Genomic DNA, 20464 nt, shown 5'->3' on the forward strand with positions numbered 1-20464 from the left:
GAAACGGCCCATCGACAAGCCTCCCGACATCGCGGCAAACTCTATCACAAAACAGCGTTTTTACACAGCCTCGGTGGGAAACGGTCATTCCCCTAGACGTGCTTTCGGGCAGCGAATACCACCCCGTCATGGAGAGCTACGGGACAGGCGTTCGCAGGCGAATGCGAGAGATGCTGGTTATTATCGCTCAAACCCTGCCGCTTTTTGTCGTCATCACGTATCTCTCGACACCGGAGAAGGCTCTGGTGACGACTATGGCGTTCTTCTCAATCTGGACGGCAGTCTCTATGCGCTGGGATGGACGCCACAAGTCCGGCTTCTGGTGGATTGTAGGCTTAGTGATTGTCGCTAATGCGGCCGCAATTTGGTCCATCCCAATGAATTCGAGGTTTTCTTCGGGGCACGCAGTTGCGTATCCCGTTGGCATGGCAGAGGGCTTCGCGGTCTATTGGTTGCTTGGGTGGTGGATAGGTCGAGGGGCCGACGTCCGCTAGCGGGCCGCTTTCAGCCATTCCCGTTTGGGAACGACCAACGAGACGGTTGGGGGCATTCCCGTTGGGATCGAGAAATGGGACAGCTAATTCAGCCCTCCCAGAACGCCTGATCGTTACTGATATCGGACGCGAAGAAAGAGGCTTCCGTAATTTGGCCGTCCTTAAAGCCGAAAATGGCCATTTCCTGCCCCTGGATCGTTCGGCCATTCTTATCGGCGCTCCACTCGATGACCGCAGCGCAATGGCTTCCAGTCTCGACGGTGCTTGCGACCCGCAGCGAAAACGTCCCGCCCGTGGTGGCAAGGGCACGTTTGAGCATGTCCACCACCGCATCGACCCCACGAAGGTGCCCCATATAATCCCCGACAACCGGCTCGTTCCAACGTACATCGCTTGCCAGCCAGAGGCGTAAAGCGTCTGGATCGTTTGCCTGTCGCGCCTCGTAGAAGGCGTGAACCAAGGCGGCGGGCGAGTGATGCTTGGTATTCATGCAGCTTTTGTAGCGGCAGCATTGCGAAGTCGCCAAGCCGTTCGCGCTTGGGAATGGCCCGTGAGACGGTCGGGGCGTTCCCATTGGGATGGTATGTTGGGAATGGTGGAGGTGGAGCCGCAGGCACGCTGCCTCGCATGTTCCACCCCAGTCGCCTCTCCCTGCAAGCGGGTCGAGTTAAGGCCATGGCCCACGCACAAACATTACTCGCTATTGCGGCTCAATCGCAAAGATGGCATTGGCGCTTCCGACGAAGGGGAATCATCCATGCTTGCTGTGCTGCAGGCCCGCTCGGCGCGGGCGTTTCTGCTGTCGATGTCGTGCGTCTCGGCCGGATCGCTGTGGCCCATCGCAGCTGCCGCACAACGGGCCCGGGACGCGCCCAGCGAAGAGATCGTCGTTACTGCCGACCGTCGCGACAGCTTCGGTGCCGACTATGTCCAGGCTGGGACGTTCCGTGATGCCCGGCTGATCGACACGCCGCTGACGGTCGCGGTCCTGACGAAGCCGTTGCTCGACGCGCAACAGGCCCGCTCGCTTAACGATGCGGTGCGCAACACCGCCGGGGTATCTCAGGCGCAGATCAATACCAGCATTTACAGCAATCTGGCGGTACGCGGAATCACGCTCAACAACTTCACCAATGTCCGCTGGAACGGCGTGCTGCCGGTCGTCAACCTCATCGAACAGCCGATCGAAAGCAAGGATCGGATCGAGGTGCTGAAAGGCGCCGCCGGCCTCTATTACGGCTTCGCCACACCCTCGGGCATCGTCAATCTCGTTACCGAGCGGCCGACCGCCTCGCCGGTGACGCGGTTCGACCTCCAGGGGGATGGCAATGGCTCCGTCGGCATGAGCGCCGACGTCAGCCGCCGCTTCGGTGCGGCGGGGATGCGCGTCAATGCCGGCACCGGCATCCTAGCGACGGGTGTCCGCCGGACCGAGGGGATGCGCAGCTTCGTCACCGGCGCGTTCGACTGGATGCCGGCGGACGGCGTCCAGATCCTTCTCGACGCCGAATATATCTACAAGACGATCACCGAGCCGACCGAGTTCAGCCTGATGGCGGTGAACGGGGCGATCACACTGCCGCCGCTGCCGTCGCCGCGCCAGAATCTGGGTGCCGACTGGATGCTGGCAAGGGGCAAGGAAACCAACCTGCTGGCGCGGGTGAATTACGACTTCGCGCCCGGCTGGCGGCTCGCTGGTGCGGTCGGGCGGTCCTATCTGACCCGCGACCGGGCCTATTCCTCGTTCGGCCGCTATGATCCGACGACCGGCAACGGCACGCTCGCCGTCGCGCAGACGAAGGGCAACGACTATACGAACATCGTCTATCGCGGCGACGTGTCCGGCACGATCCGCACCGGGCCGATCGAGCATAGCCTTCTCATCGGCGTCGCCTTCCAGACGCGCGACGGCAACGTGCCGACCGCCGTGCGCAGCAGCTTCGCGCAGAACCTCTACGACCCGATCCTCATCCCGCGTCAGCCGTCACCGCCCCGGATCATTCCCAATCCGACGCGGACCGAGGATCTGGGCGTCTATGTCTTCGACCGGGCGTCGCTGGGCGACTGGCTGCAGGCGACGATCGGCTGGCGCAGGACACGCTATTCCGATGTCAGCCTGACCAGTTCCTACACGGTGACGCCCGACACGCTCTCCTACGGCCTGATGGTCAAGCCGGTCCGCTGGATCAGCGCCTATGCCAATTACATCGAAGGGCTGGAGCCGGGGCCAATCGCGCAGCAGATCGCCACCAATGCCGGCGAGATTCTGCCCGCCGCCGTCAGCCGTCAAAAGGAAGCCGGGGTCAAGATCGCCCCGCTTGCGGGACTGCTGCTTACGGGCACCTATTTCCACATCACCAGACCCTCGGCCTATCTGAACGCCGCGAACCTATTCGTGCAGGACGGCGAGGCGGTCTATGAGGGGGCGGAATTCAGCGCCGGCGGCGAACTCGGGCGGCACCTGTCGATCACGGCGAGCGCGATGGCGCTGTCGGCGCACCAGCGGACTGGCGCGGCCAATGTCGTCGGCAAGCGGATCGAGAATGCCGCGCCCTTTTCGGGCTCGATCTTCGCGGACTATCGCTTGGCCGCCGTGCCGGGCCTGAGCGTGTCGGCGGGCATATTCCGGGTGGGCCGGCGCGCCGTGAACGCGTTCAACCAGGGCTATGCGCCGGGCTATACGACGTTCGACCTGGGCGCGGCCTGTCGGTTCGACCTGTTGGGCAAGAGCGCGACGCTGCGCGCTTATGGCGACAATATCACCGACCGGCGCTATTGGGCGTCGACCGGATCGAGCCTGCTCGCGCAAGGACTGCCTCGAACCGTGAAGCTGAGCCTCTCGCTGAACCTCTAGGTGTCACTTGTAGCTTTCCAAGAAAAGCCTCCCATACCGTCGTATCTACCCAATAGGATCGGCTCGCGTGCCGGCCGGCACTTCCCGTTTGGGAAGGCTCGGCGAGACGGCCGGGGCATTCCCAATGGGATGGCATTTTGGGAGAATTGCTGAATGCGATTCAGTCGGGGGCAAACGTCAGAACGCTCGGCAACAGTCCGGGAAAGCGCCGTTCGATATCATCCCAGCGCAGCACGTTTATGTTCTCTACGCCGCGCTTGGTAGTGCAGATCAATCCACTCTCTCGCAGCACCCGGAAGTGACTGCTGAGTGTTGATTTCGGCACCTGCAGAAACGGAGCTGTCGCGGCCGTGCAGTTCAATCCGTCCCCGGCCCGGTGAAGGGCTTTCACAATTTGAAGGCGTGTCGGGTCGGCCAGCGCAGACAGGACATGATGCAGTTCAATGGAATCCGCCGGAGGGTGAACGAAACCGATCATCACCAACGCCTATCACACACTGGAATCTAATTCCATTGTTCCGTATATCCGTACTACCGAATCAACGGCGCAAGGATATTAGTGATGACCTATGCTGCACTCGTAACGGGGGGAACCGCCGGGATAGGGCTTGCCAGCGCCCGCGCGCTCGCAGCTACGGGGCGACCGGTCTACGTCACCGGCAGGACCGAGGAACGGCTGACGGCTGTGGCGGCCGAAGGTCTCATCGGCATCCGCGCGGACATGGCGACAAGTGTCGGTATCCGCGCGGTAGCGGAACGTCTGCAAGCCGATGGTGTGACGCTTGACGTTCTGGTCGCCAATGCTGGTACGGCGGAGGCTACCAAATTTGGGGATGTCACCGAAGCCGACTACGATCGCATGTTCGATCTCAACGTGCGGGGGGTCTTCTTCACCGTACAGGTGTTGTTGCCCCGGCTTGCCGATGGTGCGTCGGTTATCCTAATTGGGTCGATCTGCTCGATAAAGGGCATGGCCGACCTCAGCGTCTACAATGCGTCGAAGGCGGCCGTGCGCGCCTTTGCAAGGTCTTGGGCCAACGACCTTCGTGACCGACGCATCCGCGTGAACACCCTCAGTCCTGGTCCGGTTCGCACGCCCCTCGCGCATCAGTTGCAGGGGGAAGCCGATGGCTCGATCACGACGTTCGAAAACTGGACCGGGCAGAATGCACCGGCCGGACGGATCGGCGAGCCCGAAGACATCGCCTCCGTCGTTAGCTTTCTTGCAGGGCAGGACGCCCGATATGTCAATGGTGTCGAGCTATTCGTCGATGGAGGCCTCGCACAGATATAGGCAGATACCGGGCGGGTGGACCTTCGGTCCCCCGCCTTCCCGATTGGAACGGTGGTAGAGACGGCCGGCGCATTCCCATTGGGATGGTGAAATGGGAAGGCGGGCAATTCTGTTCCTCTCCCGTTGTACGCTTGGCGTACAACGGGAGAGGATATGTCGTTAGGACTGATGCAGAACTATGTCGAATCCTTCCTCGGGCGCTGGCGGGACGAAATGCTTAGTGAATAAGGCAAAGTCGTCATCGCTCACGGTAAATTCGTGCGTACCGTCGCGGTTTCGCTGACTTAGCCGGGATTTGCAGACTTCATCGGGCACGTCGAGATAGTGGAGTTGATGCCGGCACCCTGCATCTTCAAACAAGGATCGCATCCACGCCCGGCTTGCAGGTGTGTTAGCAGGGAAGTCTAAGACTACAGAAAGACCCGACCGCAGCAGGTCAACGAGATGCTCTTCTATTGCTTCTCGCAGACGTGTCGCGTTGTGAACATAATCAGCGAGGCTATTTTGCTCGCCGGGGTACAAGCGAGCCAACCAGTGATCTTCCTTCACAACGACCGTATGGGGCTGCTCCCCCAAGGCACTCGTAAGCGTGGATTTCCCAGCAGCGATTTTACCGCACACAAGGTGCAGGGTTGGTTGTTCCCAAGACATATTCCAAAAACCTTCGCGGATGCATGCAGCATCATTAAATTCACAAGCGGATAGACCCGGCCCGACGCATCAAGCCGGGTGGTTAATTCGTCCGCTGTTCGCAATGGCGATGTGAATCACGAAAGGCATTGCATGAAGATGCCAGTCCTTATGGCGGTAGTCCAGCGTGGAACGGCATCCGAGGTCGCTGGTCGCCCCCACCATGTTGCGGTTCCCGATTGGGAACCTCTAACGAGACGGGACGAGCGCAGCGATCTTTCCCATGCCTATAAGCGGCAGTTTCCCAAAATGTGTTCCTGGTTGCTGTTTCTCGAATCTGTCCCCAAGAGACGGAGAAATGGGGCTGCCAAATGGTGTGAATCAGCAGACCCTGCCGGGGCGGAGAAGCGTGCAACGGCAGGCTTTAAACCGGGCGACGCTCGCCGCTTGGTCGAGATCCTGCGAGTGACGGCTTTCGGCCGAAATAGCCATTTTTGATTTTGCTTACTAAACGACTTGGATTGGTCGTTGGGGGCAGTCGACCGCGCCAGGTGCCGGCTTAAGGCATTCGGTCAGAGGCGGGCAGGTCGAGGGCCAATACGGGCCGCACTATCCTAGAAGTGCTGAGCGCACCTCCCGCTCTACATCTGCTTCCCCTGTTCGAATCCAAGCTCGGGCGTTGGACTCGTCGTGCCGGTTCTCGTCCGACGGAGGGGGCGTCTTTTTGCAGAACGCCGCCCATTCACGCATGAGCAGCCGGCGTGTGTCGAGAAAGTCAGTCCGGCGATAGGCCGTCTCGACCTTATTCGAGACTGTGGGGGCGAGCGCCGCTTCTGCGATCTCCCCCGAATAGTCCGTCTGCTCTGCGACCCAGTCCCGGAATGCCGACCGAAACCCATGTACTGTCACCGCGAGGTCCATGTCCCGCAGGATCTTGAGGAGTGTCATATCCGACAGCGGCTTCTTCACGTTCTGGCCCGGAAACACCAACTCGCTAGCGCCAACCTTGAACGCCTTGGCGCGCTCGAACGCCGCCACCGCTTCGGGTGCAAGGGGCACGACATGCACTCGCCCCATTTTCATCCGCTCGGCGGGGATCGTCCACAATGCAGCTTCCAAGTCGAGCTCCGACCAAGTCGCCCCCCGGATTTCGCCCGACCGCGCCGCCGTCAGGATAAGCGCTTCCAGCGCTACGCGGCCCACCGATTCTCGCTCGCCGAGCTTCTGGAGGAAGTTCGGCACGGATGCATAAGGCAGGGCCGCGAAATGGTTCTCCTTTTTGGGCTGACGAGGCAGCCCCTTGGAAAGCGACCGCATTGGCGCTTCGGTCGCGCGAAACCCGCGTGCGTACGACCAGTCGAGAACGGTGCCGATGCGTTGCCTTACGCGACGCGCCGTTTCCGGCTTCGTCAGCCAGATGGGAGCCAGCACGTCCCGGATCAGGGGGCCTTCGATTTCGCTGACCAAGCGGTCACCCATCTTGGGGAAGGCATAGCTCTTCAGCGTCGCGATCCACTGATCCTGATGCTTGCCGTTCTTCCAAGCCTCCTTGTGTTCCTCATGGACCATCTCGGCGGCCTTGCGGAACGTCAGGATGACCTGACGCTCCTGCTTCCGCTCGGCCACAGGGTCGACGCCTTGCGCGATCTTTTGGCGAGTGAGGAAAGCCGCCTCTCTGGCACCCTTGAGAGACACCGCTTTGAGTGATCCCAGCCCGATATCCTGGCGTTTTCCCTTATTCTGAACGCGAAGGACCCAGCTGGCTGCCCCTTTGCCGTTAATCTCGAGAAACAGGCCTTCCCCGTCCGAATAGCGTCCGGGCTCGATCAGCGATCGAATCTTAAGCGCAGTGAGCTTTCCCATGCCACCTCACCTCAATTCTTCCCCACACTTTTCCCACACTTCGCGTGAGATTGTGTCGGATCGAGTGAAACGCAGCGGCATCAAAAAACCGCTGATTTCCGGGGTTTTGTAGCAGATTTCAGGGTTTTTTGCCAGCCGCACAGGGGGCATAAATGGCGGAGACGGAGGGATTCGAACCCTCGGTACGGTTTCCCGTACGACGCTTTAGCAAAGCGTTGGTTTCAGCCACTCACCCACGTCTCCGGTTGCGGCGAGGTGCGGCTATAGCGGGGCCGGGGGAGGCAATCAACCGGGGTTGGACGGGATTTTGTGGAGAAAATCGACTAGGGGCCTTCAGGTCGTTCATTGCACTGCAAGGCGGCGGCTGGTTAACGTGCCGCATCGGCTTGCCGGGGGAGTTGAAGGTCATGCGTTTCGTCCATCTGGGTCTGTCGGTCCTGTGCGGCCTGTCCGCCGTCGCCGCGACCGCCATGCCCGCCGTCGCCCAGGTCCGGACCATCGATCCGAACCAGGGAATCGACAGCGACCTGGCGACCCAGCCCTCGCGTCCGGCGCAGCGGGATCCCGTGCCGGTCGAGCCGCCCGTCCAGTCGCTGCCCCCCGCCCAGACCACCACCCCGCCCCCGGTCACCACCCCCATCCCCGATTCGCGCGCGACGCAGACGACCCAGGCCTCCGAAACCTTCGAGCGCGACGATCTGATGGCCGCGGGCGAGGATGTGTTCGGCAAGGGCGCCGAGGGCCTGGCGGGGATGATCGAGCGTATCCTACGCGAGCAGGGCCGCCCCAATGCCTATATCGCGGGGCGCGAGGCGTCCGGCGCGTTCGTCGTCGGGCTTCGCTATGGTTCGGGCGTGATGACGCACAAGGTCGAGGGGCAGATGCCGGTCTATTGGACCGGCCCCTCGCTGGGCTTCGACATTGGCGGCGATGCGAACAAGGTGTTCGTGCTGGTCTACAACCTCTACGACACCGAGGAGCTGTTCCACCGCTTCCCGGCGGCCGAGGGGCGGCTCTATTTCGTCGGCGGGTTCGCCGCGACCTATTTGCGGCGCGGCAATGTCGTGCTGATCCCGGTGCGGCTGGGCGTCGGTTGGCGCGCGGGCGTCAATGTCGGCTATATGAACTTCACGCACAAGGCGCGGTGGTTGCCGTTCTGATCGGGGCTGGGGGATTCCCTTGGCCTTCGACTTCGCTCAGGCTGAACGGACGGAGCGGGTGATTCCCAAACAGCCGTTCAGGCTGAGCGAAGTCGAAGCCCATGCCCGCCCCTATCCGCGCAGCAGCAAGCGATAGGGTTCGCTGACCGCGATCACCGGCACGTCCCAGGGATGCGCGGCGAGCAGCCGTTCCGCCAGGCCCGACACATCCGCCTCCGCATCATAGATCGCGGTCAGGATGACGGTGGGCGACCAGCTCGCCTCGCCCACCGTTCCCAGCGTCGGCACCGCGCCCTCGGCCGGGCGGAAGCCCTCATAGCCGAGCGCCAGTTCCACCACCTCGCGATACCGCCCGAAATCGCCCAGCGGCGACGTCCGCAGGATCGCGAGCAGCGCGGCGGCGGTCGCGTCGCGCTCGACCGCCATCGGATCGCCCGCGATCATCGCCGCCAGCGTGGGGTGCGCGACCGGGCAATAGACCCGGATGTCGCGCACCCGGCGCTCCGCGATCATCCGAAATCAACCGCCTCGAAACGGATCGGCTGGCCGGTCGGGGCCTCCGCCAGCTGGTCTTCCCACATCGCCACCTGGCCGCGCACGATCGTGCCGATCGGCTTGCCGGTCAGCTCCATGCCGGTGAAGGGCGACCAGCCGCACTTGGACTGAAGCCACTGTTCCTCGATCGTCCACCGCTTCTTGAGGTCGACGATGGTGAAGTCGGCGTCATAACCCGCCGCGATCCGCCCCTTGCCGACGATGCCGAAGATGCGCTGCGCACCGGCGCTGGTCAGCTCGATCACGCGCTGGAGCGACAGGCGGCCGTTCGCGGCATGGTCGAGCAGCAGCGGCAGCAGCGTCTGCACGCCCGGCATCCCGCTGGGGCTGCCCGGATAGGGCTTGGCCTTTTCCTCCAGCGTGTGCGGCGCATGGTCCGAGCCGATGACGTCGGGCACGCCCTGGTTCAGCCAGTGCCACAGCCCGTCGCGATGCGCGCCCGAACGGATCGGCGGGTTCATCTGCGCCAGCGTGCCGAGCCGCGGATAGGCTTCCTCGCCCGCCAGCGTCAGATGCTGCGGCGTGACCTCGCAGGTCGCGATGTCCTTGTGCTTCGCGATATATTCCAGCTCGGCGGGCGTGGTGACGTGCAGGATGTGGATGCGGCGATTGGCCGCGCGCGCCAGCCGCAGGATGCGATGGGTGGCGAGCAGCGCGCTTTCGTCGTCGCGCCAGACCGGGTGCGACGACGGATCGCCCTCGATCCGCTCGCCCGCACGCGCGTTCATCCGGTCCTCGTCCTCGGCATGGATGGCGACGCGGCGATGGCCCGAGGCGAGCACCTCGGCCAGCCGCGCGTCCTCGGACACCAGCAGGTCGCCGGTCGACGCGCCCATGAAGATCTTGACGCCCGCCGTGCCCGGCATCCGCTCCAGCTCGGCCAGGTCGCGCGCATTGTGGTTGGTCGCGCCGACATAGAAGGCGTGGTCGCAATACATCGTCTTCGCGCGGGTCAGCTTGTCGGTGATCGCATCGGCCGAATCGGTGTTCGGCTTGGTATTGGGCATTTCGAAGACGGCGGTCACGCCGCCCATCACCGCCGCGCGGCTTCCGCTCGCCAGGTCTTCCTTGTGCATCAGGCCGGGCTCGCGGAAATGGACCTGGCTGTCGATCACGCCGGGCAGGATGTCGAGCCCGGTGCAATCGATCACCCGCCCCGCATCGCCCTTCGCCCCGATGGCGACGATCCGGCCGTTCGTCACGCCGACATCGGCACGAACGGGGCCGCCGGGGGTATGAACGGTGCCGCCGGAGAGAAGCAGATCGAAGGTCATGACAAACGGGCCTTTCGCGATTGGTCGCGCCCTCCTACCTTGCCGCCATGAGCGATACCACCCCGACGACGCAGCCCGGCGCCACGCCCGCCACGACCCTGGCCGACCGGCGCCTGATCCGCGTGGCGGGCGAGGATGTGCGCGGTTTCCTGCAAGGTCTGGTGACGCAGGACGTGATCGGCCTGACGCCCGACCGGCCGCGCTGGGCAGGGCTGCTGACCCCGCAGGGCAAGGCGCTGTTCGACTTCCTGCTATGGGCGGACGGTGATGCGGTGCTGATCGATGCGGAGGCCGCGCAGGCCGAGGCGCTGGCGCGGCGGCTGTCGATCTATCGCCTGCGCCGGGCGATCACGATCGAGCCCATGGAGGATCTGGCGGTGCATTGGAGCCGCGACGCCGATGGTCGCGCCGAGGACCCGCGCCTGCCCGAATTGGGCAAGCGCTGGCTGGCCCCCGCCGGTGACCCGGCGACCGATTGGGTCGCGCACCGCCTGTCGCTGGGCGTTACCGAGGGCGTGGGCGAACTGGGGTCGGGCGAGACGCTCTGGCTGGAATGCAATGCGCGCGAGCTGAACGGGGTCAGCTTCACCAAGGGCTGCTATGTCGGGCAGGAGAATACCGCCCGGATGCATCACCGCTCGAAGGTCAACCGGCGGCTGGTGGTGGCCCCCCTGGGCGATGCGGGCGACCGGACGCGGGCGACCTATCCGGAGCTGGGGCTGATGGTCGAGCATCGCCGGGTCGAAACGCTGGGCGATGCGTTGTGCCCCGCCTGGCTGGCGGCGGCGATCGGGGCGGACGAACCGGCCTGATCCCCTTCGCGGATCAGGGGCGCGCGTCGGGCTTTACCGCCAGCGCCTGGGTGATGCGGCCGGTGGGAATGGCGAGCATCTGCGCCACCTGCAGGGCGATGACGATGGCGGCGACCAGCCCGAAGGCACAGAGCGCGCCGAATTGCAGGTTGCCGGCCAGCCAGCGGCTTCGGTCCAGGCCATGCGCGGTGTCGATGCGACTGACCGCGCGGCTGCGACTGGTGCGGCGATCGGCCTCGGCGGCGGACTGGACCGGGCGCCCTTCCAGGCGCGGTTCGTTGATGAGGGTATCGGCGCTGATCACGTCCTGGGTTCGGATGCCGGTATAGCAATCGCGCCGCCAGATGACGCGACCGATCACCACCTGGCGGCCCCGGCGAATGTCGACATAGTCACCGGGCACCAGCGGATCGTCGGAGGCGATCATCATGCCGCGCGACGAGATATTGTGGATGCAGGCGTCGCCCCATCCCCGCACCGACTTCATCCGGCACGGAATCATGACCTGCCGACGCGCTTCTCGGCTTCGATGATGTTGTCCTCCGCGCGGCATGGCGGCCTTGCCCCTTCGTGTCCCCAGTCACCTGTTCATATTGGGCAGGGGCGAAGAAAGTATGAATCACCGAAATCGATTACGGGCCCCGCGCGCGCATGAAAAAAGGAGGCCGGCTTTCGCCGACCTCCCTTTTTGCAATCAGCCTTGGCTGAGCGTGGCTTACTGGCCAGCGCCCGGACCGTAGGTGATTTCCACGCGACGGTTCTGGACCTCGCGGACGCCGTCCGCAGTCTGAACGCGCAGGTGGTCGCGGTCTTCGCCGAACGCTTCGGTCGAGATCGAGCCATCCGGGATCGAACGCGACGTCATGTACGCCTTCACCGCGTCGGCACGACGCTGCGACAGACCCATATTGTAGCGCGGCGTACCCGAGGTGTCGGTGAAGCCGGCGACCATCACGCGGGCATTGCCGCAGCTCTGGTACTGGGTGATCGCGTTGTCGAGGATCGACGCTGCTTCCGGGGTGACGTCCGACTTGTTCCACTCGAAGAACACGATGAACGGACCCGGCGAGCACACCACGGGCTCCGGAGCCGGAGGCGGGGGCGGCGGGGGGGGAGGCGGCGGGGGCGGCGGGGGCGGCGGCGGGGGCGGCGGAGCTGCCGGTTCGCCGAAGTTGTACGCCACGCCACCCAGGATCGAGTGCGAACGGAAGCGGCCGTCGAACGTGTTGTTCGCAACGTCGACCAGCTTGACGTTCTCGGCGTTGAAGAAGCGATACTTCAGCGTCGCGTCGATGTGGTCGGTCAGCGGCGCGCGGATGCCCGCCAGAGCCTGCCACGCGAACACGGTGTCCGAGTCGTTCAGGAAGTCGGCGCGGTTGTTCAGGGCGTAGTTCGCCTTGACGCGCGCGACGCCGACGCCGCCGCCGACGAAGCCCTGGATGCCGTCATCGGCACCGAAGTCCAGCAAGCCGTTCAGCATGAAGCTGAGCGCCGAGGTGGAGCCACCGGCATAGTCATAGTTGCCGGCCGGAACGGTGCCCGTGCCGATGCCGGTGTTGGTCAGCGTGGTCGAGCTGAAGCTGTCGACCGTCGCGCGGCGATAGCCGACTTCGGTTTCCAGACGGAAACCACCGAAGTCATAACCCATCACGCCGTCAATGTCATAACCATAGTCATGGTCGACGGTGGCGGTGCCGGTACGCGTGCCGGTGATATCATAGTTGATATCTTCGACGATCATCCCGCCGCCTTCGATGCCGACATACCACGACTTGTCGCGGGCGAGGGCAGGCGAAGCGAGGGCGGTGGAGGCAAGTGCCAGAACAATGGCAAGCTTCCGCATCATAGTCCCCTTTCTTGGTTGTCACTACGGACAGCGCAAACTCACTATCGGAGGGTTGGTTTCCACGCAAGCAAACAAAAGCCCCCGACTGTGGCATTAAAAGCACAGATTTTGGGTCATGCCGAGGCGATCAAGCCATGGTTCCGCAGCGCGCGGATCACCGCGTCGACCGCCGATCTTGCCTGTGAATCAATGACTTGCCCACCTTCTGTAAGCGCGATGCCACTTTGTTGCGTGCCAACAACCTTTTTTCCCTCCACCAGCAACTCGCGCGCCGTCACTCGGCCCGTCCGCCAGCCATCCTCACCCCAATCCGATCGGCAGCGATCGGCCCGACTCCATACCGACAGGCCGGGCCGCGGAATCAGGAACCGCCAGCCCCCGGCGGTCCAGCCCGCCAGATGCCGGGCATGGCCGGTCCAGGCGCCGGTCGGCTGGTCGCCGACGACCCAGGCCTGACCCGGTGTCGCATCGGTAGGCGGCGCGTTCAGCCCGACCGCCTCGACACAGGGTTGCACGACCAGATCGAGCAGGCTCAGCGCCTCGTTATGCGTCACCTCTTTCTGCGCCTGCCCTGCCGACAGCAACGGCAGCGTCCAGCGCGGCGTTTCCTCACCCATCTCGTCCCTCCCCCAATATCGCGACCAGCGGCAAAGATGCCGCCAGCGTCCCCAATTGCCGCACCGCCACCCGCGTCCCGGCGGGCGCACTGCCCGTCCAGACGGGTGCCGAGACATCCTCCTCCCGCTCGCCGATCGTCACGCGGTAGCGCTCGCTCTCCTCGCCCAGCGGCGCGTCGACCCGGTCCGTCCAGCCCCAGCCGATGCGGCTCCGTCGGGTCCAGCCGATCGTCACCCGCCCGTCCTCGCCTCGGCGCCAGCGCAGATGGACCGGCGCGGGCGGGCGGACCGACTGGCCGGTCACCACCGCCGATGCCTGCACCCCATCGACACCATCGCCCACGCCATGCGCCAGGAAGCGGACCCGAGCGCCCAGCATCGTGACGGGAATGTCGATCGTCCGGACGCTGGCCGCCGCGATCAGGACGAAGGCGTCGCCGGGTCCGGCCTGGCCGACCATCGCCTCGGTCCCGCGCAAGCCGCGTCGCAGCTGGCTGAGCCGCCATTGCCCGTCACCCAGCGGCTCGGCGCGCGCGAACTGCAACAGCTCGCCGCCGACCCAGGCGAGATTGGCCCCCGCATCGATCGCGGCCGGATCGGCATCCGCCAGATCCTCCGCCACCGCGACGACCAAGGCCCCGCGCCGGTCGATCAGGCCGATCGCCCCGCCGGGGGAGACCGCCGTCACCCGCCCGATCACGCCGGGCATCGCCGTCAGGCCCAGCGCGGTCCAACTCGCGCCGTCGTCCAGGCTATAGGCGAGCGAGGCCTGCCGCCATCCGGGACCGCCCGCCGCCACCACCGACAGGCGCGGCGTGCCGAGCGGCTGGTCGTCGAGCGGCGGCGCTTCGAAGGCGACCAGCCGGGTGGCGCCGATGGCCCGGTCCGGCGCGGGCGCGATCCGGCCGGATGCGGCGGGCAGCATCGGCCCGCCCCGGCCCAGCGGCACGCAGGTCAGCCGCACCGCCATATTCTCCCAGGCGGATTCGATCACCCGCCAGCGCCCCGCCTCTCCCGCGATCGCGACGATGGTGCCCGGCGCGATGGCCAGCGCTTCGGGGCCGAGCGTCACCGTGCGCCGCACCCGCTCGACCGACAGCCGCGCCAGCCGATCCTGCGCCAATGTCCGCGCGGTCGCCGCATCCAGCGCGGCGGCCAGCTCCAGCCGCTCGTCGCGCACTCCGCCGGGGCGACGCGCACGCTGCTGCCCGATCTGGTAGTCTCGGGCGGGGTCGTAATGCGCCACCGTCACGCTGGCGGCGATGCTCGCCTCGCTGGCGATGGCGCGCTGGCCGCGCCGCCCATGGCCGTCCGCCGCCACGGCGTCGTCGCGGATGGTGACGGCGGGCGTGGCGGATGCGGACGGCGCGACCAGCCGGATGCCGTCGCCCTCGGCGACCCATTGCCCGCCGCTCATATCGGCCAGCATGTCCAGCACCGCGCGCACGCTGCCCCCGCTTGCGGCGAATCCCGCGACGGTCGCGCCCGCATCGCCGCCGCGCACCTGCCCGCACAACGCCTGCGCGATGGCACGGCAGGACAGCGGCGCCTCGTCCGCCTCGACCTCGAAGGTCAGCTGGGGGATGCGATTGCCGAACTCGGCCAGCGCCAGCCCCTCGAACACCGCATAGGCCAGGCCCCGACAGGCCGAGGCGCGCGCCCCCTCGACCGAGGCGATCAGCGGGTCGACCGGCTGATCCTCGGTGCCGGGATGGAGGCGAAAGCCCGTCGCCACCTTGAAATCGCCCGCCGCCCCGCGCAGCAACCGGCCATCGGCCCAGATACGCCCCACCCGCCGGATTGGCCGCCCCGACAAGGCGACCGCGAAATTGGCGGTATAGCTATAGCTTTCGGTCGCCGGACGCCCCTTGCCCCCGCCGGTCAGCCCGCGCGCCTCGACCAGGTCGGTCGCCCAGATCACCGGCCCGGCGACCCGCATCGTGCCGAAGACGGCGGGCATCTGCGTGCCATAGGTCGAGGTCTGGACCGACAGCTCGGTCAGGCGCGGGCCCTGCTGCCGTCGCGGCCCCAGCACCGCATGATCCACGCGGTTGCCGATCAGCGCACCGATCGCGCCGCCCACCGGCCCCAGCAGCGCCCGCCCCACCGTGCCCAACACCAAGGTCGCCATTATCCCTCCCCCTTCCAACAGCCCAGCACCGGCCAGGGCGGTACACCCGGCCGCCAGGCGACCCGGCGCAGGCCCGCATCGGCATGGACGATCCCGTCGCCGACCCGGATCGCCAGATGGAGCTGCCCCGGCCCGGCGCGCAGCAGCAGCACCGCGCCCGGCGAATCCGTCGTCCTCTGAAATTGCGCATCGAGCGCCGCCGCCGCCTTCGCCGCGTCGCCGCTGCGCCAGCCATAGCCGGTCGGCGCCGCCCGCCCGGTCGCCGCCGCAACCAGCCCGACACAGTCCAGCCCATGCGCCGGGTCGCGCCCGTGCAGCCGGAACCGCACGCCGATCAGCGCGACCGCCGCCGCCGCCACCGCGCTCATGCGCCGGGATAGCGGGTGAGCAGGTCGATACCGGGCAGGAACGGCTCGCCCCGGAAATTCAGGACGTTGCCGAACCGCGCGACACAGGTCTCCAACCGCTTGTCGCACCCCTCGACCAGCTCGACCAGCGGCGTGCCCTCGACCGCGAAGGCGGGCGTGGCGGCCAGCCACAAACGCCGCCCCTCCGACCGCAACACCACCGCCTCCAGCCCGCTATTGGCGCCGCCGAACCAGATCAGCCGCCCCTGGCCATAGGCATTGGCGACCGGCTCGTCGTGCGCGACGGTCAGCATCGCCTCGCCGTCCCAGTCGGTCACCCGCGCGACGCGCCGCCGCCCCGCCATCGGCACGCGGCACCGCCGGTCGCCCAGCGCGGCGCGGCAGTCGGGCGAGGTCTCCGCCGCCACCGGACGGTCGAGCAGCGCGCCGACGCCGCGCAGTTCGGCGGTGAAGCCCCCCTCGCCCAACTGCACCGCGCCGATCGTCCCCTGGCCCAGCGGCACCGGGTCGCCCGCGCCGCTCCAGTCGACCGCGATCGCCGCCACGCGCGCGCCGTCCCAGCGGCCCGCCAGCAGGTCGCGCTCGCCGATCGCCTCGCTGGTGAGTGCGCCCGAGGCATCCATCAGATCGGGGTCGAGGCCGTCGCCGCGCAGGATCGCGCTGGGCGTCAGGCCGGGCGCGGCGCGGTAGCGAAGACCGTCGATCCACAGGTCATGGTCATGGCCGGTCAGCCCGATCGTCACCCCGTCGGACCGCTCGATCCGCCAGCACAGCACCCAGCCGGTCAGCGTATCGCCGCTCATGCCTCGCGCACCTCGACCAGCGGCACCGACGCCGCCGCCCCGGCGCGAAACCCCGCCAGCGTCACGCTCAGCCGGTCCTCGGCGAAGCGGACGGGTACGTCGAAGGCGAAGCTGGCAGCGATCGCCGCGCCCGCCACGGGAGCGGTGTCGAACAACAGCCAGCCGCCCGGCTCGACGACGAAGCCCGTCACGCCCCGGCCCGCCACCCTTACCGAGACGCTGCCCGCGACCGGCCGGGTGATCCGGCGCGGCTGGTCGCCATAATGGCGGACCAGCGCGAAGCGGCGGGTGGTGCCGTCGCCGGTGCCGATCGCCTCGTCGGTGGCGCTGCTGTCGAACGGATCGCGCAGCCGGAATCCGCGTGCCGGGCCCAGCCGCGCGCGGAAGAAGGAGAGCAGCGTCGCCATATCCTCGGCCGAGCGGAGGCCGGGGCCGACATCATAGGTGGTCCGCGCCTCCGCCCAGGCGGCATTGCGCGCCTCGCGCCCGCCCGCGCTCGTCAGGATCGCGGTGGAAAAGCCCGGCGTCACCTCCGCCTCGCGGCCCAGCGCCAGCGGGAACAGCACATCGTCGAAAGCCTGCACGCGATCCTCTCCCCCTTCCCAACAGACGAACCCGTCGCGCATCACCTGCGGCATCGCCCAGACGAAGGTCGCCGCGATCCCCCGCGCCCGCGCGACCCCGGCCGCCTCGGCGATCCGGCCCCATTGCGCCCGCTGATCGGCGCGCAGCACGAAGCCCGAGAAATAATGTTGCCGCTCCGGCGGATAGCCCAGCCGCGCCTCGGCCAGCGCGACGCCCTTGCGGGTCGAGGCGGTGTCGCCCGCCGTCACCCAGTCATAATCCTCCAGTTGCAGGATATCGAAGGCGGGGCTCGCCCAGCCGACCGGCATGTTCGCGCGGACGGCCTCGGGCGCGGCCGGGTCGAGCACGGTCGGCAGATAGGTCAGCAAATGGGTGACGCAGCCCGGCGCCGCCGCCTTCGCCGCCGCGCACAGCGCCGCCGTCGATGCCGCCAGGCACGCCCCCGCCCGGTCGAGCGTATCGCGCTGCGCCTGGCTCCGCGCCTCCGCCATGCTCGCCATCGGCACCGGCGCGAAGGCCGCCACCGCCGCCGCGTCGTACAGGCACGGCGCGCCGTCGGCGGGGCGCACCCACCACCAGGGTTCGCCCACCTGGAATTTCGGGGGCAGCCCCGCCGCCTGCCCGATCGCCAGGAACGCGCGCGCCACCGCCTGGAGATACGCCATCGCCCCGCCATGCGCGGGGCTGAGCAGCGTCGAGGGCGGCGACCAGCCGGTCAGCGCCGGCGCGCCATCGGCCGAACGCTGCTTCCAGTCGCCCCAGCAATGCGCGTCGAACAGTTCATAGGACAGCGACCAGATCGGGTCATAGCCCAGCGCCCTGGCCTCGACCGCGAACCCGCGATGCCAGGCGGCGCAGGGCGCGTTGAGCACGCCGCCCGCCAGGCTGGCGTACAGCCCGTCGCCGCTGCGTTCGAGCCGGAAATAATGGCTCATGCCGACATAATGGACGAGGTCGCCGCGATAGCCGAGGTGCAGCATGTTGCGCAGCAAACGTTGCGGCGTCAGGTGATAGCTGTCGTCATAGCCGCTGGCGATGCGGAACCCCTGTTCGGGCAGCACCGCCGCGCCGACCCCGATCACCGCGCCCGGCCCGTCGCAGGAGATGCCGGTCAGCTCGACCCACCCCTCCTGCGGTCGCGCCAGAAAGGCCGCCCCCGCATCGTAATCGGGCGCGACCAGCGAGACGAACATGCGGTCGACATCGCCCGCCCAGACGGGATCGCGCTCCTCGGGAAATCTGAACCCGCCCGCCAGGTTCGCGAAGTCGATCGCGACCTCCGCATCCTCCGCCGTGCCGGTCGCATAATTCCACAGCCGGACATACCAGGCGCGCGCCTTGCCGCTTGCGTCGCGCCCCTCGATGGTCAGCGTCGGCCCATGCCGCGCGTCGAGCGGCTTGATCCCGCCCGAACGCCAGCGGAACCGCAACCGGCAATCGCGATAGTCGCGCACCGTGTCATAGCGAAGCAGCGGATGGTCGTGCCGGTCGGCCGACTCCCAGATCAGCCCCGCCAGATCGTCGGTGCGATAGAAGACCGTGTCGACGCGCAGGCTGTCCGCCCCGCTTGCGACCACCGCCGCCATCATCGGGCGCGGGAAGTCGACGGTCCAGTAACGGGGATCGAAGCGCGACAGATGATCGCCCCGCTGATCCCGCCGCTGCTCATGCAGACACCATTGCACCGCTTTTCCCCTCCCCTTGTCCCTTGGGCCGTCGTAGGCGCCTCAATCCTCCGCCAGCGCCGCGCGAACCGCACGCGCCACCTGGCGGCCGGAGCGTTGCAGCACCCCCGCCGCCTCGCCCGCCCCGGCGTTGATCGTGATCGCCACCCGCACGTCGCGCGGTGATGCGGCGGGGCGCAACGGCTCGACCCGGCCGCTGCTGGTCGGCACGAAGACCTCCGGCCCCCGCTCGCCGACCAGATAGGGGCGGTCGGGCGATACCGGCCCGCCGGTCGCCCGCCCCGGCAGGCCCGACGCCAGTCCGCCCAGCAGGCCCAACAGGCCGCCGTCACCGACCGCCCCCACCCCCTGCCGCAACGCCGCACGGGCGATCTGGTCCAGCGCGGACAGCGCGGTCGCCTTCAGCTCCTCGAAACCGAACCGGCCGGTCCGCGCCGCCCGGAGCAGCGCCCCCTCGACGCTACGCGCGCCGAGCTCGGCGGCATCGCCCAGCCCATGCGACAGATCGGCACGCATCGCGGCCATGTCCGCGGTGAAGCCACGCATATCGATGCGCGGCGCGAAATCCTGCTCATCCATCCGGATACATCTCCCGCAACCGGGCCAGCGTGGCGCGCGACGGCGGATCGCCCTCGCCCTGCCCTACCCCCGTCAAGGCCCCGACCACCGCGTGAAGCTCGGCCGGGGTGGCGCGCCAGAAGCAGTCGGGCGACCAGCCCAGCACCGCGCCCGCCATCCCCGCCAGCCGCGCCGCATCGTCGGCAAAGCTCATCGCCCGCCCAGGATCTGGCGCAGCAATTGCCGCAGCACCGGCGCCAGCGCCGCCAGCCCCAGCTCGACCAGCGCCTCGCCCAGCTGCTCGCGGCTGAGCCCCTCGGGCACCTCGCGCAGGCAGTGCCAGATCAGCGCCGCCGCCTCGCCCAGCGACAATTTCCCCTCGCCCGCTCGCTCGACCAGTTCGAACAGCGGGCCCAGCTCGCCCTCCGCCGCGACCAGCGCCTGGAAGCTCGGCCGCACGACCAGCTCGGCGCCGCCGACCCGCAAGGCGGCCTCGCCGCGCACCGGATTGGCCCCGGCGCTCATGCCGTCACCACCGGGCCGGAGCTTTCGAGCGCCAGCGTGTAGGTCCGCTCGCCGCTAAAATCGCCGCTATAGTCGAGGCGCGTGACCAGGAATCGGCCGGTCATCGACCCGCCGCTCTCGAAGCTCAGCCGATAGGTCTCGATCGTGCCCGCCAGCGCATGGCCGCGCATCCGCGCTTCCGCCGCCGATCCGGTGAACACGCCCGCGCCCGCGACGCTGACATGCCGCACCCCCGCGCCGGACAGCAGCTCGCGCCAGCCGCCCGAATCCTTGTTCGTCACCACCACCGTCTCGCCGTTGATCGACAGCTGCGTCGTGCGCAGCCCCGCCATCGTCGCGAAGGCGGGCGGCTCGGCCCCGTCGCCGATCTTGAGCAGAAAGGCGCTTCCCTTTTCGATCGCCATGATGTC

At 67.2% G+C, this 20464-nt stretch carries 22 protein-coding genes and 1 tRNA gene; 5 read left to right on the forward strand and 18 right to left on the reverse strand.

Annotated elements, in window-relative coordinates; all coding sequences use genetic code 11:
- The coding region (locus ACFX59_RS12240) for a hypothetical protein (RefSeq protein WP_387432545.1) at positions 1–494 on the forward strand (494 nt) is incomplete at its 5' end.
- Positions 495–582: 88 nt separating this feature from the next.
- On the opposite strand, the gene ACFX59_RS12245 is transcribed toward ACFX59_RS12240, so the two are convergent.
- Complete coding sequence (locus ACFX59_RS12245; RefSeq protein WP_387432546.1) at positions 583–984, reverse strand: nuclear transport factor 2 family protein; 402 nt, start codon at positions 982–984, stop codon at positions 583–585.
- Between the two features lie 267 nt (positions 985–1251).
- Here ACFX59_RS12245 and ACFX59_RS12250 point away from each other — a divergent pair, with 267 nt between their 5' ends.
- On the forward strand, positions 1252–3348 hold the full coding sequence (locus ACFX59_RS12250) for a TonB-dependent siderophore receptor (protein WP_387432547.1): 2097 nt from the start codon (positions 1252–1254) through the stop codon (positions 3346–3348).
- A 160-nt stretch (positions 3349–3508) separates the two neighbouring features.
- On the opposite strand, the gene ACFX59_RS12255 is transcribed toward ACFX59_RS12250, so the two are convergent.
- Positions 3509–3826 (reverse strand): ArsR/SmtB family transcription factor, encoded by a 318-nt coding sequence (locus ACFX59_RS12255; protein WP_387432548.1) that lies wholly within the window; start codon positions 3824–3826, stop codon positions 3509–3511.
- 84 nt (positions 3827–3910) lie between these two features.
- On the opposite strand from ACFX59_RS12255, the gene ACFX59_RS12260 reads away from it, so the two are divergent.
- Positions 3911–4642: an SDR family NAD(P)-dependent oxidoreductase gene (locus ACFX59_RS12260; protein ID WP_387432549.1), complete on the forward strand. Its 732-nt coding sequence runs from the start codon at positions 3911–3913 to the stop codon at positions 4640–4642.
- Between the two features lie 159 nt (positions 4643–4801).
- On the opposite strand, the gene ACFX59_RS12265 is transcribed toward ACFX59_RS12260, so the two are convergent.
- From ACFX59_RS12265 to ACFX59_RS12275, 3 genes are all read right to left on the reverse strand, one after another.
- Complete coding sequence (locus ACFX59_RS12265) at positions 4802–5293, reverse strand: AAA family ATPase (RefSeq protein WP_387432550.1); 492 nt, start codon at positions 5291–5293, stop codon at positions 4802–4804.
- Positions 5294–5881: 588 nt separating this feature from the next.
- Positions 5882–7135, reverse strand: coding sequence for a tyrosine-type recombinase/integrase (locus ACFX59_RS12270; RefSeq protein WP_387432552.1), 1254 nt, complete (start codon positions 7133–7135; stop codon positions 5882–5884).
- Positions 7136–7288: 153 nt separating this feature from the next.
- Positions 7289–7378 (reverse strand) — tRNA-Ser (locus ACFX59_RS12275).
- A 164-nt stretch (positions 7379–7542) separates the two neighbouring features.
- Between ACFX59_RS12275 and ACFX59_RS12280 the strand changes: the two genes are divergently transcribed.
- Positions 7543–8295: a DUF1134 domain-containing protein gene (locus tag ACFX59_RS12280; protein ID WP_309692141.1), complete on the forward strand. Its 753-nt coding sequence runs from the start codon at positions 7543–7545 to the stop codon at positions 8293–8295.
- 111 nt (positions 8296–8406) lie between these two features.
- On the opposite strand, the gene ACFX59_RS12285 is transcribed toward ACFX59_RS12280, so the two are convergent.
- A complete protein-coding gene (locus tag ACFX59_RS12285; RefSeq protein ID WP_387432554.1) occupies positions 8407–8808 on the reverse strand; it encodes a hypothetical protein in 402 nt (133 codons plus the stop codon).
- Positions 8805–10124: a dihydroorotase gene (locus ACFX59_RS12290; protein ID WP_387432556.1), complete on the reverse strand. Its 1320-nt coding sequence runs from the start codon at positions 10122–10124 to the stop codon at positions 8805–8807. Before ACFX59_RS12290 ends, ACFX59_RS12285 begins: the two co-directional genes overlap by 4 nt.
- Positions 10125–10171: 47 nt before the next feature.
- Here ACFX59_RS12290 and ACFX59_RS12295 point away from each other — a divergent pair, with 47 nt between their 5' ends.
- Positions 10172–10936, forward strand: a complete 765-nt coding sequence (locus ACFX59_RS12295) for a YgfZ/GcvT domain-containing protein (RefSeq protein ID WP_387432557.1) — start codon at positions 10172–10174, stop codon at positions 10934–10936.
- A 13-nt stretch (positions 10937–10949) separates the two neighbouring features.
- Here ACFX59_RS12295 and ACFX59_RS12300 read toward each other — a convergent pair whose 3' ends face one another.
- From ACFX59_RS12300 to ACFX59_RS12350, 11 genes are all read right to left on the reverse strand, one after another.
- On the reverse strand, positions 10950–11489 hold the full coding sequence (locus tag ACFX59_RS12300; protein WP_387432558.1) for a PilZ domain-containing protein: 540 nt from the start codon (positions 11487–11489) through the stop codon (positions 10950–10952).
- Between the two features lie 162 nt (positions 11490–11651).
- Positions 11652–12779 (reverse strand): OmpA family protein, encoded by a 1128-nt coding sequence (locus tag ACFX59_RS12305; RefSeq protein WP_307102452.1) that lies wholly within the window; start codon positions 12777–12779, stop codon positions 11652–11654.
- A 116-nt stretch (positions 12780–12895) separates the two neighbouring features.
- Positions 12896–13399, reverse strand: coding sequence for a DUF2793 domain-containing protein (locus tag ACFX59_RS12310; protein ID WP_387432560.1), 504 nt, complete (start codon positions 13397–13399; stop codon positions 12896–12898).
- Positions 13392–15530, reverse strand: a complete 2139-nt coding sequence (locus ACFX59_RS12315) for a phage tail protein (RefSeq protein ID WP_387432561.1) — start codon at positions 15528–15530, stop codon at positions 13392–13394. The genes ACFX59_RS12310 and ACFX59_RS12315 overlap by 8 nt, the downstream gene beginning before the upstream one ends.
- On the reverse strand, positions 15530–15898 hold the full coding sequence (locus ACFX59_RS12320; protein ID WP_387432562.1) for a peptidoglycan endopeptidase: 369 nt from the start codon (positions 15896–15898) through the stop codon (positions 15530–15532). Before ACFX59_RS12320 ends, ACFX59_RS12315 begins: the two co-directional genes overlap by 1 nt.
- Positions 15895–16701, reverse strand: a complete 807-nt coding sequence (locus ACFX59_RS12325) for a DUF2163 domain-containing protein (RefSeq protein ID WP_387432564.1) — start codon at positions 16699–16701, stop codon at positions 15895–15897. The genes ACFX59_RS12320 and ACFX59_RS12325 overlap by 4 nt, the downstream gene beginning before the upstream one ends.
- Positions 16698–18971 (reverse strand): TIGR02217 family protein, encoded by a 2274-nt coding sequence (locus tag ACFX59_RS12330; RefSeq protein ID WP_387432566.1) that lies wholly within the window; start codon positions 18969–18971, stop codon positions 16698–16700. Before ACFX59_RS12330 ends, ACFX59_RS12325 begins: the two co-directional genes overlap by 4 nt.
- A 42-nt stretch (positions 18972–19013) precedes the next feature.
- A complete protein-coding gene (locus tag ACFX59_RS12335; RefSeq protein WP_387432567.1) occupies positions 19014–19550 on the reverse strand; it encodes a tail tape measure protein in 537 nt (178 codons plus the stop codon).
- On the reverse strand, positions 19543–19743 hold the full coding sequence (locus ACFX59_RS12340; RefSeq protein WP_387432569.1) for a phage tail assembly chaperone: 201 nt from the start codon (positions 19741–19743) through the stop codon (positions 19543–19545). The genes ACFX59_RS12335 and ACFX59_RS12340 overlap by 8 nt, the downstream gene beginning before the upstream one ends.
- A complete protein-coding gene (locus tag ACFX59_RS12345) occupies positions 19740–20054 on the reverse strand; it encodes a gene transfer agent family protein (protein WP_307102435.1) in 315 nt (104 codons plus the stop codon). The genes ACFX59_RS12340 and ACFX59_RS12345 overlap by 4 nt, the downstream gene beginning before the upstream one ends.
- A complete protein-coding gene (locus tag ACFX59_RS12350) occupies positions 20051–20458 on the reverse strand; it encodes a phage major tail protein, TP901-1 family (RefSeq protein WP_387432571.1) in 408 nt (135 codons plus the stop codon). Before ACFX59_RS12350 ends, ACFX59_RS12345 begins: the two co-directional genes overlap by 4 nt.
- Positions 20459–20464 lie beyond the last annotated feature (6 nt).

This window comes from Sphingomonas sp. NCPPB 2930, assembly GCF_042867205.1.
GTDB lineage: Bacteria > Pseudomonadota > Alphaproteobacteria > Sphingomonadales > Sphingomonadaceae > Sphingomonas.

Excerpts from the sequence above, each read along its gene's own strand:
- ACFX59_RS12245 (WP_387432546.1), bottom strand. The coding sequence starts at position 984 with ATGAATACCAAGCATCACTCGCCCGCCGCCTTGGTTCACGCCTTCTAC.
- ACFX59_RS12250 (WP_387432547.1), top strand. The coding sequence starts at position 1,252 with ATGCTTGCTGTGCTGCAGGCCCGCTCGGCGCGGGCGTTTCTGCTGTCG.
- ACFX59_RS12255 (WP_387432548.1), bottom strand. The coding sequence starts at position 3,826 with ATGATCGGTTTCGTTCACCCTCCGGCGGATTCCATTGAACTGCATCAT.
- ACFX59_RS12260 (WP_387432549.1), top strand. The coding sequence starts at position 3,911 with ATGACCTATGCTGCACTCGTAACGGGGGGAACCGCCGGGATAGGGCTT.
- ACFX59_RS12265 (WP_387432550.1), bottom strand. The coding sequence starts at position 5,293 with ATGTCTTGGGAACAACCAACCCTGCACCTTGTGTGCGGTAAAATCGCT.
- ACFX59_RS12270 (WP_387432552.1), bottom strand. The coding sequence starts at position 7,135 with ATGGGAAAGCTCACTGCGCTTAAGATTCGATCGCTGATCGAGCCCGGA.
- ACFX59_RS12280 (WP_309692141.1), top strand. The coding sequence starts at position 7,543 with ATGCGTTTCGTCCATCTGGGTCTGTCGGTCCTGTGCGGCCTGTCCGCC.
- ACFX59_RS12285 (WP_387432554.1), bottom strand. The coding sequence starts at position 8,808 with ATGATCGCGGAGCGCCGGGTGCGCGACATCCGGGTCTATTGCCCGGTC.
- ACFX59_RS12290 (WP_387432556.1), bottom strand. The coding sequence starts at position 10,124 with ATGACCTTCGATCTGCTTCTCTCCGGCGGCACCGTTCATACCCCCGGC.
- ACFX59_RS12295 (WP_387432557.1), top strand. The coding sequence starts at position 10,172 with ATGAGCGATACCACCCCGACGACGCAGCCCGGCGCCACGCCCGCCACG.
- ACFX59_RS12300 (WP_387432558.1), bottom strand. The coding sequence starts at position 11,489 with ATGCCGCGCGGAGGACAACATCATCGAAGCCGAGAAGCGCGTCGGCAG.
- ACFX59_RS12305 (WP_307102452.1), bottom strand. The coding sequence starts at position 12,779 with ATGCGGAAGCTTGCCATTGTTCTGGCACTTGCCTCCACCGCCCTCGCT.
- ACFX59_RS12310 (WP_387432560.1), bottom strand. The coding sequence starts at position 13,399 with ATGGGTGAGGAAACGCCGCGCTGGACGCTGCCGTTGCTGTCGGCAGGG.
- ACFX59_RS12315 (WP_387432561.1), bottom strand. The coding sequence starts at position 15,530 with ATGGCGACCTTGGTGTTGGGCACGGTGGGGCGGGCGCTGCTGGGGCCG.
- ACFX59_RS12320 (WP_387432562.1), bottom strand. The coding sequence starts at position 15,898 with ATGAGCGCGGTGGCGGCGGCGGCGGTCGCGCTGATCGGCGTGCGGTTC.
- ACFX59_RS12325 (WP_387432564.1), bottom strand. The coding sequence starts at position 16,701 with ATGAGCGGCGATACGCTGACCGGCTGGGTGCTGTGCTGGCGGATCGAG.
- ACFX59_RS12335 (WP_387432567.1), bottom strand. The coding sequence starts at position 19,550 with ATGGATGAGCAGGATTTCGCGCCGCGCATCGATATGCGTGGCTTCACC.
- ACFX59_RS12340 (WP_387432569.1), bottom strand. The coding sequence starts at position 19,743 with ATGAGCTTTGCCGACGATGCGGCGCGGCTGGCGGGGATGGCGGGCGCG.
- ACFX59_RS12345 (WP_307102435.1), bottom strand. The coding sequence starts at position 20,054 with ATGAGCGCCGGGGCCAATCCGGTGCGCGGCGAGGCCGCCTTGCGGGTC.
- ACFX59_RS12350 (WP_387432571.1), bottom strand. The coding sequence starts at position 20,458 with ATGGCGATCGAAAAGGGAAGCGCCTTTCTGCTCAAGATCGGCGACGGG.